Below are 11,593 nucleotides of genomic sequence, written 5' to 3'. Positions count from 1 at the left end.
TCGCTGACCTGCGGCGCCATTACTACGACACCGGCGGCGGGCGTGTCGCCGGCGCGGCCGTTCTCGACCGGCTCGATGCGCGAGGGTTGGCCGTCTGGTATGCCGACGACGGTTCGTTCATGGGGTCCGATGAGCGCTGGGACAAGGGCAAGGCCGTGCTCTACAACACGGCCCTCTCCAGGGAATCCCGCACTCGGGTGGCGGATCTCTTCGAACGCCTCGGTGTCGGGCGTCCTCGGGACGACGGGCGGGGCTTCTGGCTCACTTCGGAGCAGACGGCCACTTTCCACCGCATGATCGCGCCATATGTGCATCCCTCGATGGACTTCAAGCTCCATCCGAGCGAGCGAGGCAGGTTCGAGTGGCAGCCCGAGTTCGACGAGTCCGTGGCACCCCTGGCCGCCCGTGCCCACCTGCGCGCCGTGCCTGCCCGTATCCTGAAGCGGTACGTAAAGCCTGTGACCCGCTCGACACACCGTTTCGATCTGGAAATCGAGGGCAATCACACCTACCTCGTAGACGGTGTGGTCGTCCACAATTCACCCGAAACCACGACGGGCGGCCGGGCGCTGAAGTTCTATTCCTCGATTCGTCTCGACATCCGTCGGCAGGAGACGATCAAGAACGGCACGGAGTCGATCGGCGTCCACACCAAGGTCAAGGTCGTCAAGAACAAGCTCTCGCCGCCCTTCCGCGAGGCGGAGTTCGACGTCATCTACGGCGAGGGCATCTCCAAGGAAGGCTCGGTCCTCGACGCCGCCGTCGAGCAGAACCTCGTGGAGAAGTCCGGCACCTGGCATACGTACAAGACCGAGCGGATCGGCCAGGGCCGGGAGAACGCCAAGAAGTACCTGAAGGACAATCCCAAAGTCCTCGCGGATCTGGAGGTCAAGGTGCGGGCCGCGCTGGGTCTCAAGCCGGTGGGGGGATCCCCCACGCCGGCGCCGCCCGAGAAGGTCACCAAGTAGGAGCGACCATGGATTTCCATCAGCTCTTGACGGAGTGCGTGAAGCGCAACGCCTCCGACCTGCACCTGAAATCGGGCTCGCGCCCCATCGTGCGCGTGCATGGCCATCTCGAGACGCCGGACGATCTGCCAACCGTCACGCGCGACTTCATGCGCAAGACGGCCATGACGCTCCTGGGCGAGATCCGGTACAACGCGCTGATGGAAGGCGAGGAGATGGACCTCGCCCATACCGTGCCCGGCATCGGGCGCTTCCGCATCAACGTCTTTCTCTGCCAGGGCGACGTGCGCGCCGTCCTGCGTCACATCCCCGAGCACATCCCGGCCTTCGAGGACCTGCATCTGCCCAAGGTGCTGGAGCGGCTCAGCCTCGAGCGGCGCGGCATGATCCTCGTCACCGGCATCACCGGCTCCGGCAAGTCCACCACGCTCGCGGCCATGCTCGACTTCATGAACCGGACCCGCAACGACCACATCGTTACCATCGAGGACCCGGTGGAGTTCGTGCACGGGGACAAGAAGTGCGTGATCAGCCAGCGCGAGATCGGGCAGGACTCCACGAGCTTCGCCCAGGCCCTGCGCGCCGCCCTCCGCCAGGATCCGGACATCATCCTGGTCGGCGAGATGCGCGACGTCGAGACCATGGAGGTGGCGCTCCACGCGGCGGAGACGGGCCATCTCGTGCTCTCCACGCTTCACACCCTGAACGCGACCGAGACCATCAACCGCATCATCTCGATCTTCCCGCCCCACCAGGAAGACCAGATCCGGGCCCAGCTCTCCGCGGTCATCCAGGGCGTGGTCTCCCAGCGCCTGGTTGTCCGCGCCGACGGCAAGGGGCGGGTGCCCGCTGTCGAGGTCATGATGATGACGGGGCTCGTGCGCGAGTCCATCCGCGAGAAGGCGAAGACCGCGCAGATCCCCACGGTCATCGCCTCCGGCCAGGCCCAGTACGGCATGCAGACCTTCGACCAGTCGCTCCTCGGCCTCTACCGCCAGGAGCTGGTGACCTACGAGACCGCGCGGGACGCCGCCACCAACCCGGACGATTTCGACCTCAAGGTCAAGGGCATCTTCTCCACCGGCGAGATGACCTGGGACGCCGCGAGCCCCGGCTTCGTCGGCGCTCCCGCGGTCGGCCGGACCGGCGTCTTCAAGAAGGGCTGATGCCGACGCGAGGCCGCCGCGCGCGCGTGCCTCGGGAGATCCTCAAGCTGGACGAGAAGGCCGCCAAGTTGGCGGCCTTCGAGCTTCTGGCCATGAAGGCCTGGAGCGCGCGCGAGCTGATGCAGCGCCTCCGGCGCCGGGGGGCCCCGGCCGAGATCGCCCGGGCCGTGGTGGACGAGCTGCAAACCCGCGGCTATGTCGACGACCAGGCCTTCGCGCGCTTCTGGGCTGAATCGCGCGCGCGCGGCCGGCGGGTAGGCAGCCGCCGTCTCCGCCAGGAGCTGGCCCAGAAGGGCATCCCGAGCGCCGTGGCGGGCCCCGCCGTCGAGGCCGCCTTCCTCGAGGTGGTCGAGGCCGAGCGCTGTCTCGAGGCCGGCCGCCGCCGGCTTCCCGCCTTGCTGCGCGCCACCCGCGAGCGCGCCGCGCCGCGCCTCCGTGACTATCTCCTGCGCCGCGGCTATCCGGCAAGCATCGTCATGCGAACGGTCACCGCGCTCACGGGAGCGCGGCTCGACGGGGACAGCCAGGCAGACTGACGCCCGGTATAATGGCGTCATGGCCATGACCGGCAACGAGCTGCGCCAGAGCTTCCTCGACTACTTCCGCGAGCGGGGGCACACCGTGGTGCGCTCCTCCTCGCTGGTGCCGGGCGACGACCCCACCCTCCTCTTCACCAATGCGGGCATGGTCCAGTTCAAGGGTGTCTTCCTGGGCGAGGACAAGCGGGACTACCAGCGGGCGGTCAGCTCCCAGAAGTGCGTGCGGGCGGGGGGCAAGCACAACGACCTCGAAAACGTGGGCCGCACCGCCCGGCATCACACCTTCTTCGAGATGCTGGGCAATTTCTCCTTCGGGGACTACTTCAAGGAGGACGCGATCAAATTCTGCTGGGAGCTTCTCACCGCCAAGTGGGGGCTGCCCAAGAACCGGCTCAAGGCGACCGTCCTCGCCGATGACGACGACGCGTTCAGGCTGTGGAAGGAGATCGCCGGGCTGAGCGACGAGCGCATCCTGCGCCTCGGGGAGAAGGACAATTTCTGGGCCATGGGCGATACCGGCCCCTGCGGGCCCTGCTCGGAGGTGCACTTCCACCAGGGCGAACATATTCCCTGCGCGGAGGAGCAGGCGGGAGGGAAATGTCTCGGGCCTGCCTGCGACTGCGATCGGTGGCTCGAGATCTGGAACCTCGTCTTCATGCAGTTCAATCGGGATGCCTCGGGCAAGATGACGCCGCTGCCCAGGCCCTCGATCGACACGGGCATGGGCCTCGAGCGCATCGCCGCGGTCCTGCAGGGCAAGGCCTCGGACTACGACACCGATCTCCTGCGGCCGCTCATCGGCCACGTCGAGCGGCTGTCCAAGATCCGCTATGGCGCCGATGGCGAGCACGACGTGTCCATGCAGGTCATCGCCGATCATGCCCGGACTGCGACCTTCCTCATTGCCGACGGCGTCACCCCGTCCAATGAGTGGCGCGGGTATGTCCTCCGGCGGATCATGCGCCGGGCCATGCGCCACGGCCGCATGCTGGGGTTGACCGAGCCCTTCCTGTGGGACGTGACCAAGACCGTGGTGGAAATCATGGGCGCAGCCTATCCGGAGATCGTCGAGGCGCATGGTCGCGTCATGGACGTGGTCAGGCAGGAGGAGGAGCGCTTCGCGGAGACGCTCGACCTCGGGATGGCCAAGATCCGCGAGTACCTCGAGACCCACGCCGGCGACAAGCGAAAGGTTGTTGACGGCAAATTTCTCTTCACGCTCTACGACACGCACGGCTTCCCTACTGACCTCGCTAAGGAAGTGTTCGAGGACGAAGGCTGGTCGGTGCCGACCGAAGCCCTGCAGCAGTTCGAAACCGAGATGGACGCCCAGCGCGAGCGCGCGCGGGCGGGCGCCTCGTTCGGCGCCGCGCCGGACGGAAATGCGTCGGTCGAGGTTTATCGGCAGCTCACCGCCCAGCTGCCCAAGCCGCAGTTTCTCGGCTATGACGAGCTGGCCTCGCCCGCGCGCATCTTAGCCGTGGTAGGAGAAGGCCGGAGGCTGAGCGAAGCGGGGCAGGGCCAGACTGTCGAGATCATCCTGGATCGCACGCCCGCCTATGCCGAGTCGGGTGGCCAGATGGGTGACACCGGCACCATCGTGGGCCGCGAGGGGCAGGGCGCGATCGAGGACACGTACTACCGGGGCGGGCAGCTCATCGTCCACCGCGTCCGCGTCATCCAGGGCCGTCTCCGCGAGAACGAGGAAGTCGCGGTTAGCGTGGAGTCGCGCCGGCGCCAGGGCCTCAAGCTGCATCACACGGGCACGCATCTGCTTCACGCCGCGCTGAGGAAGATCCTCGGCACCCACGTGATGCAGGCGGGCTCGCTGGTGGCGCCCGATCACCTGCGCTTCGACTTCTCTCACGGGGCGGCCGTGAAGGACAACGAGGTCGAGAAGGTCGAGGACCTGGTCAACGAGCACGTCCAGGCCAATATCGTCGTGACGCCGGCTGAGATGGACCTTCAGGAAGCCCTGAAGAGCGGGGCCATGGCGCTCTTCGGCGAGAAGTACGGCGACCGGGTGCGGGTGATCAGGATCGGCGACTTCTCGACCGAGCTCTGCGGCGGCACCCATCTCGAGGTCACCGGCCAGATCGGGCTCTTCAAGGTCGTCTCCGAGGGCGCCGTCGCCTCGGGGGTCCGACGCGTCGAGGCCGTCACGGGGGATGCCGCGCTACGCCATGTGGGGCGGGAGGAGCAGGCGCTGCGCGAATCGGCCGGGCTCCTGAAGATTCCGCCCCTCGAGCTGCCCCGCCGCCTCCAGAAGCTCCTCGATGAGCAGAAACAGCTCGAGAAGCAGCTTCAGCAGCTCGAGGCGCGTCTGGCCAAAGGCCGCGCCCAGGAGCTCGCCGCCTCGGCCCGCGTGATCGCCGGTGTGCCCGTGCTCGCCGCGCGCCTGGACGGCCTCGACGCCGAGGGGCTGCGCTCCGTCGTGGACACGCTGCGCGAGCGGATGAGCTCGGGCGTGATCCTCCTCGGATCCGCGACGGACGGCAAGGTCACTCTCGTGGCCTCCGTGTCCAAGGACCTGACCAAGCGCTTCCCGGCGGGCAAGCTCGTGCAAGAAGTGGCGCCCATCGTGGGCGGCAAGGGCGGCGGGCGGCCCGACCTCGCGCAGGGTGGCGGCACGGACGCCTCGAAGCTCGACCAGGCGCTGGCCCTCGTCCCCGGCTGGGTCGAGCGCGCCGCGGCGGGTTAGATGGCTCGGAAGGGGGGCTCCGCCCCCTTCCGAAGCCTCCCCCCGATGCAGGGCGAGCCGCAGGACGTCGCGGGGCTGGGGCCCTGCCGTCCGAGGCGAGCAATCTGAGAATCGCGCCGGCGAAGCCGGCGCGCGAAGCGGAACATTCCTGCTCGCGAGCGCGGGGGAATTACTTGGATAGACTGCTCGGGCGGCCGCCCAGGCCGCGAGCCGACGGTGGCCCACGGCGACGCCCACGGCTCGGTCGATCTCTCATAGCCATGATGCCCATACGGAATTGCCGATGAACAGCGCACTGCTCTTCGACTTCGGGGGCACGCTCGATGCCGACGGGCTCGCGTGGAAGGATCGCTTCGCCCGGCTCTTCGCCGAAGAGGGCGCGGCGATACCCTCCGAGCACTTCGATCCCGTCTTCCACGCCGCCGACGATGCCCTCGTGGGCAAGGTCCCCGCCAGCCTGTCCTTTCGCGACACCGTCCATCAGGTCGCGCGGGGAGTGGCCGACGCGCTCCAGCCGGGCGACCCGACGCTCGGCCCTCGCGTGGCGGCTCGCTTCCTTGCCGATGCCCGCGCCGCCATCGACGCCAATCGGCCGCTGCTCGAGCGTCTGTCCGGGCGCTATCGCCTCGGCATCGTCTCCAACTTCTATGGCAATCTCGCGACGGTATGTGATAATGCTGAATTGACGCGGCTTTTCAGCGTCATCGTGGACTCCGCACGGGTGGGGCTGAGCAAGCCCGACCCGCGCATTTTTTTCCGGGCGGTGAACGAGCTGGGGATAGAGCCTGCCGATACGGTTTTCGTGGGGGACTCCCTGGCCCGGGACATGGCCGGGGCCCGGGCAGCCGGCATGCGGCACGTCTGGCTGACCCCGGATCCGGCCCGCCAAGGGCTGCCCTGCTGTCCGGGGGATCGAGTGATCCGCTCACTGCGCGAACTGGAGGAACTGCTACCGTGACATCCGCGCCGCCGCTGTCCGGCGGCATCATCGCCGCGGGCGAGGGCAGCCGCCTGCGTCGGGCGGGCTTTCCTGTGCCCAAACCCATGGTGCGTGTGGCCGGGGTGCCGCTCCTCGAGTCCGTCATCCGGAACCTCGTCGCGGCAGGCATCGCCCGGATCTCCATCATCGTCAACGAGCGCGAGCGCGACTGCGTCGAATGGGCGAACGCTCGCTTCCCAGACCTCACCTTCGACTGGACCGTCAAGACCACCGCCTCCTCGCTCGAGAGCTTTGCCGTGGTGGCGGGTGGCCCCGCCGCCGGTCGCATGCTGATCTCGACGGTAGACGCCTGGTGCCGGCCGCAGGATTTCGCCGGCTTCGTCGAGGCCGCGCGGCGTCGCCCCGAGGAGGCGACGGTGCTGGGACTGACGCCCCTCGTCGCGGATGAGAATCCCCTCGGGGTGAGCGTGGACGCTCGTGGTCGCATCACCGCTCTCGGTGTCCCCACCCCCGTGCTCGTGACCGCCGGCATGTACCTGGTGTCCGCGCGGGCGCGGCGGCTCGCCCCCGCGGCACCGTGCGCGCGGCTGCGGGACTATCTGGGCTGGCTGCTCAAGGAAGGCGAGCCGATGTACGGCGAGACGATCGAGACGGTGGTGGACGTGGACCGAGCCGAGGACGTGGCCCTGGCCGAGTCGCTGGCGGCCCGCAACTCGTGAGCCGACAGGAGGCGCCACGCGTGGGTGATCCATACTGCTGGGGCATCTTCCGGGAAGAGACGCACTCGCCGGGCCGCGAGAGCGACGACGCGGAGATCCTGCGCCTGGCCGCCAAGAGCCTGGAAGCCAAGGGCTTCCAGGTGGACCTCCGCGGTCCGGACGAGCTCGGCGGCTCCCCCGGTCACACGCGCCCGCGCGCCATCTTTCTCATGTGCGAGCGTCTGCCCGTGCTGCGAGAGCTCGCGTCGTGGGAGGAAGACGGCCTCGTCGCCGTCAATCGGCCCTCGGCCGTGCTCGATACGTACCGTGAGCGGATGGTCGCGCGCTTCGCAGAGGCGTCCGTCCCCTTCATCGAGAGCCGATCCGTCCCCACTTCCGCGGAGGGCATGACGGTGCCGGCGCCCGTCTGGGTCAAGCGGGGTGACGTGCACAATACCCAGGAGGGCGACGTCGTCTTCGCCGACGGCGCGGCCGCCATCGCGCGGGCCCTCGAGGGAATGGCCACGCGCGGCATCTCGCGCGCCGTCATCCAGCCGCATGTCGACGGCGACCTCATCAAGTTCTACGGCATCGGCCGAGAGCAGGGGCCCGCCGGGGCTTCCCGGTGGTTCCGCTGGTTCTACCACAAGGATCAGCGCCTGGCCGGCCACCGCTTCGACGAGGCCGCCCTCGCGCAGCTCGTGCGCCGGGCCGCGGCCGCCCTCGGCCTCGAGATCTACGGCGGCGACTGCATCGTGACGCCGGGCGGGGGGCTGGTTCTGATCGATCTGAATGCCTGGCCGAGCTTTGCCCTCTACCGCGACGAGGCGGGGCCGATCATCGGCGCCTACCTCGCCGCGCGCTTTCGGGAGCTCATCAGATGACCGAGCATCGCGAGCCCGGCCCGCGCTCCCGGGCCATCGTCGAGCGCGAGCGCCGCGTCGCCGCCGCGGGCATGCAGGGCTTCGCCCTCTACGCGGGCCTGGCCATGGCGCGCGGGCAGGGCACTACCCTGGTGGACGAGGACGGGCAGGAGTACATCGATTTCATCGCGGGCATCTCCGTGGGCTCGGTCGGCCACTGCCACCCGCACTACGTCGAGGCGCTCAAGCGCCAGGTGGAGAAGCTCACCTTCGGCAGCTTCACCACGGAGACGAGGACGCGCTTCCTCGAGACCCTCGCCTCCCTCACCCCGGAAGGGCTCACCCGCATCCAGATGTTCTCGGGCGGCGCGGAAGCCGTGGAGGCCGCGCTCCGGCTCGCCAAAGCGGCCACGGGCAAGCGCGAGGTCATCGGCTTCTGGGGCGGCTTCCACGGCAAGACGGGTGGGGTGCTCGGCCTGCTCGGCAGCGACTTCAAGCATCATCTGGGGCCGTTTCTCCCGGGCCAGCACCTGACGCCGTACGCGGACTGCTATCGCTGCCCGCTTCGCCTGACCTATCCCGACTGCGGCATCGCGTGCGCCGACTATGTCCGCGACGTCATCCGACACCAGACGGGTGGGGAGATCGCCGCCATCATCGTCGAGCCCGTCCAGGGCACGGCCGGTAACATCGTCCCGCCCGAGGGCTTTCTCCGTGCCATCCAGCAGATCGCCAAGGAGGCGGGGGCGCTCCTGATCTGCGACGAGATGATCACGGGCATCGGACGGACGGGCTCCATGTGGGGCTCCGACCACGACCAGGTCGTGCCCGACATCATGACGGTAGGCAAGGGCGTGGGCGGAGGCTTTCCCCTCTCCGCCGTCGTCTCGACGGAGGAGCTCACGAGCAAGAAGCCCTGGTCGAACCCGAGCGCGTCCTCGTCGAGCTACGGCGGCAACCCGCTGGCCGCGGCGGCGGGGCTCGCCTCTCTCGAGATCATCCTCAAGGAGAACCTCGTCAAGAACGCGGACCGGGTGGGCGCCGTCATGCTCAAGCGGCTCGAGGCCCTGAAGGAGAAGTACCGCGTGGTGGGCGAGGTCCGGGGCCGCGGCCTCCTCCTGGGCATCGAGCTCGTGAAGGACCGCCGGACCAAGGAGCCGCTCGGCAAGGATGTCACGCAGGCTCTCTACAAGGAATGCCTGCGCCGCGGGCTCGCCGCCATGACCTACTCGGCCACCGTGCGCATCAACCCGCCCCTCGTCATCAGCGAAGAGACCGCTCTGGCCGGGCTCGCGATCCTCGACGAAGCCCTGGAGGCCGTCGTCCGCGAGCATCGGCTCCAGTAGGATCCTGTCGGAGAAATGCGCTCGCGATTTGGTTCTTTCGAGCGCCGGCTCCGCCGGCGCAATCCGATCCTGGGGGAGGCTCGGAGGGGGCCGTCGAGGCCCCCTTCGATCGACTAGGATGCGGCGCGGCGGGCTCATCGGTCTCGGCAATGTCGCCATCCACGGGCACCTGCCCGGCTGGCTCGGCCGTCCCGATGTGCTGATCGCGGCCGCCGCCGACGCCCGCCCGGGCCAGCGGGCCGAATGCTCGCGGCTCCTCCCCGGGGCGCGCTGGTACGATTCCCCCGACGAGCTCCTCGAGCGTGAGCCTCTCGACTTCGTCGACATCTGTACACCGCCCTCGAGCCACGCGACATTCATCCAGCGCGCGCTCGACCGTGGCCTCCATGTCCTGTGCGAGAAACCACTCGTGTCTTCGCGGGAGGAGTTCGGGGCGGTGGCGCGAGCAGCCTCCCGAGCCGGTCGGATCGTCCACACGGTGCACAACTGGCATCACGCGCCCATGATTCGGCGTACGACCGAGCTGGTGAAGGATGGTCAGATCGGCCCGCTACGTCACGTCCTCTGGGAGACGCTGCGCACGCGGCCGGCCGCGACCGGCGATGGGACGGATCTGAACTGGCGCGTGGACCCGGCGGTGGCGGGGGGCGGCGTGTTGACCGACCATGGCTGGCATGTCGGCTATGTCGTGCCCGCCTGGCTGGGCGCTCGTCCCACCACCGTGGCGGCCCGGCTCGAGACGCGCCGGCACACCGCCTTCGCGGTGGAGGACACCGCGGCCGTGCGCCTGGGCTTCCCCGAGGCCACCGTGGACATTCTGCTGACCTGGGCGGCCGCGGAGCGCCGGAACCGGGTGGAGCTGGAAGGGACGGAAGGCCGCATCGATCTTGTGGACGACACGATCGTGCTGAGCCGCGGCGGGGCCGCGGAGCGCTTCACGTGCCCGCCCGCGCTCTCCGACGGCTCTCACCATCCAGACTGGTTCCACCAGGTCGCCGACGATTTTCTGGCATGCATGGCCGCGGAGAAGCTGGCCGGCAATCTCGCGGAGGCCGGGCTGTGCGTCGAGATCGAGGCGCTCGCGCGGCAGTCGAGCCTGCGGGGTGGTGACGCCTTGCCCTGTGAGGCGATGGCCGTCGGGGGCCGAGCGTGAGCGCAGCGCTCGTCATCGTCCCCGCCGGACCCGGAGCCGAGCGCGTCCCCGGACCGGATTCCGTCCTCGCCGGCCTCTCGCTTCGGCAGCGCGCCCTGCTGACGGCCGCGCGCGCGGGGATCTGTGACGTGCGCGTTGTTGGGAACGGCGGGGGGAACGCCGGAGAGACGTGGGCCGAGGACGAGGGCGCCTCGGGAGCGCACCGGATCATCCTCCTGCCCGCCAATGTCATCCCGCAGCCGTCCTGGCTGCGGCGCCTCGTCGAGATGCCGCTGACCCCGGATACGCTCTGGGTCGACTCCGCGGGTACCGCCGTGGTCGAGACCGAGCGGACGAGCGCCGTGCTCGAGGCGGCGCGGGGGGCCGGTGGCGCGGCCGAGCTGGTGGCGGCGCTCCGGATCTCCTTTGGAAAGCTGGACGGCGAGCTCGATCCGCGCGGGCGCTTCGTGCTGGAGTCTGACGACGATTTGCCCGCTGCCGAGCGGTGGCTGCTCAGAAGCCTCATCAAGGACAGCGAAGGCGTCATGTCGCGCCACGTCGAGCGGCGAATCTCGCTCGCCGTGACGAGGCGTCTCGTCGCGACCGGTGTCACGCCCAACCACATGACCGTGGTGAGCCTCGGCATCGGGCTCACCGGGGCGCCGTTCTTCCTCTCCGGCGAGCCGACACTCCAGCTCATCGGCGCCTGTCTCTTCCTCCTGCACTCCATCCTCGACGGCTGCGACGGCGAGCTGGCCCGACTCAAGTTCCTCGAATCCCGTCTGGGCGCCGCCCTCGACTTCTGGGGGGACAATGCCGTGCACCTGGCGGTCTTCACCTGCATGGCCATCGGCTGGAGCCTGCGGGTCGGGGCTGGCTGGCCGCTGATGCTGGGGACGGTCGCCTGCGCGAGTACCTTACTGGCCGCAACCGTCTTGGCGTCGCACCAGATGACCACGACACTCCCGGGCGCCACGCGCTCGCCAGGGGCCAGGCTGGCCGATGCCCTCGCCCACCGCGACTTCATCTACATCGTGATCATCCTGGCCGCCTTCGGCCAGGCCGCTTGGTTCCTCTTCCCCGTCGCCATCGGCACGCCGCTCTTCGTCCTGGTCCGGCTCTGGGCGGACCGTCCCCGCCGCCCCTAGGAGCCTATCCAAGTGATTGCCGTGCCCTCGCGAGCAAGGATGTTCCGCTTCGAGCGCCGGCTTCGCCGGCGCGATTCTCAGATTGCTCACCT

10 protein-coding genes are annotated in these 11,593 nt (G+C 69.1%); all 10 read left to right on the top strand.

Features of this window, described 5'->3' with window-relative positions; translation table 11 throughout:
* Positions 1 to 968 (top strand): recombinase RecA (locus VGT00_17940; protein ID HEV8533309.1); only part of this gene is annotated, 968 nt, incomplete at its 5' end.
* Between the two features lie 8 nt (positions 969 to 976).
* A complete protein-coding gene (locus tag VGT00_17935; GenBank protein ID HEV8533308.1) occupies positions 977 to 2,134 on the top strand; it encodes a type IV pilus twitching motility protein PilT in 1,158 nt (385 codons plus the stop codon).
* Positions 2,134 to 2,670, top strand: a complete 537-nt coding sequence (locus tag VGT00_17930) for a regulatory protein RecX (GenBank protein HEV8533307.1) — start codon at positions 2,134 to 2,136, stop codon at positions 2,668 to 2,670. The genes VGT00_17935 and VGT00_17930 overlap by 1 nt, the downstream gene beginning before the upstream one ends.
* Before the next feature lie 25 nt (positions 2,671 to 2,695).
* On the top strand, positions 2,696 to 5,374 hold the full coding sequence (alaS, locus tag VGT00_17925; protein HEV8533306.1) for an alanine--tRNA ligase: 2,679 nt from the start codon (positions 2,696 to 2,698) through the stop codon (positions 5,372 to 5,374).
* Between the two features lie 283 nt (positions 5,375 to 5,657).
* Positions 5,658 to 6,332, top strand: a complete 675-nt coding sequence (locus VGT00_17920; GenBank protein HEV8533305.1) for an HAD family hydrolase — start codon at positions 5,658 to 5,660, stop codon at positions 6,330 to 6,332.
* On the top strand, positions 6,329 to 7,033 hold the full coding sequence (locus VGT00_17915) for an NTP transferase domain-containing protein (GenBank protein ID HEV8533304.1): 705 nt from the start codon (positions 6,329 to 6,331) through the stop codon (positions 7,031 to 7,033). Before VGT00_17920 ends, VGT00_17915 begins: the two co-directional genes overlap by 4 nt.
* A gap of 20 nt (positions 7,034 to 7,053) precedes the next feature.
* Positions 7,054 to 7,896 carry a hypothetical protein gene (locus VGT00_17910; protein HEV8533303.1) on the top strand — a complete coding sequence of 281 codons (843 nt, stop codon included), beginning with the start codon at positions 7,054 to 7,056 and terminating at the stop codon, positions 7,894 to 7,896.
* Complete coding sequence (locus tag VGT00_17905; GenBank protein ID HEV8533302.1) at positions 7,893 to 9,221, top strand: aspartate aminotransferase family protein; 1,329 nt, start codon at positions 7,893 to 7,895, stop codon at positions 9,219 to 9,221. The genes VGT00_17910 and VGT00_17905 overlap by 4 nt, the downstream gene beginning before the upstream one ends.
* Positions 9,222 to 9,339: 118 nt before the next feature.
* Positions 9,340 to 10,374, top strand: coding sequence for a Gfo/Idh/MocA family oxidoreductase (locus tag VGT00_17900; GenBank protein HEV8533301.1), 1,035 nt, complete (start codon positions 9,340 to 9,342; stop codon positions 10,372 to 10,374).
* Positions 10,371 to 11,501 carry a CDP-alcohol phosphatidyltransferase family protein gene (locus tag VGT00_17895; protein HEV8533300.1) on the top strand — a complete coding sequence of 377 codons (1,131 nt, stop codon included), beginning with the start codon at positions 10,371 to 10,373 and terminating at the stop codon, positions 11,499 to 11,501. Before VGT00_17900 ends, VGT00_17895 begins: the two co-directional genes overlap by 4 nt.
* Positions 11,502 to 11,593: the final 92 nt, after the last annotated feature.

The sequence above is a fragment of the Candidatus Methylomirabilota bacterium genome (assembly GCA_036002485.1).
Taxonomy (GTDB): Bacteria; Methylomirabilota; Methylomirabilia; order Rokubacteriales; family CSP1-6; genus AR37.
The sequence above is the reverse complement of the archived record's forward strand: the minus strand, read 5'-3'. Positions and strand labels throughout refer to the sequence as shown.

What these genes read in the sequence shown, in the direction of transcription:
- VGT00_17935 (HEV8533308.1), top strand. Translation starts at nt 977, where the DNA reads ATGGATTTCCATCAGCTCTTGACGGAGTGCGTGAAGCGCAACGCCTCC.
- VGT00_17930 (HEV8533307.1), top strand. Translation starts at nt 2,134, where the DNA reads ATGCCGACGCGAGGCCGCCGCGCGCGCGTGCCTCGGGAGATCCTCAAG.
- alaS (HEV8533306.1), top strand. Translation starts at nt 2,696, where the DNA reads ATGACCGGCAACGAGCTGCGCCAGAGCTTCCTCGACTACTTCCGCGAG.
- VGT00_17920 (HEV8533305.1), top strand. Translation starts at nt 5,658, where the DNA reads ATGAACAGCGCACTGCTCTTCGACTTCGGGGGCACGCTCGATGCCGAC.
- VGT00_17905 (HEV8533302.1), top strand. Translation starts at nt 7,893, where the DNA reads ATGACCGAGCATCGCGAGCCCGGCCCGCGCTCCCGGGCCATCGTCGAG.
- VGT00_17900 (HEV8533301.1), top strand. Translation starts at nt 9,340, where the DNA reads ATGCGGCGCGGCGGGCTCATCGGTCTCGGCAATGTCGCCATCCACGGG.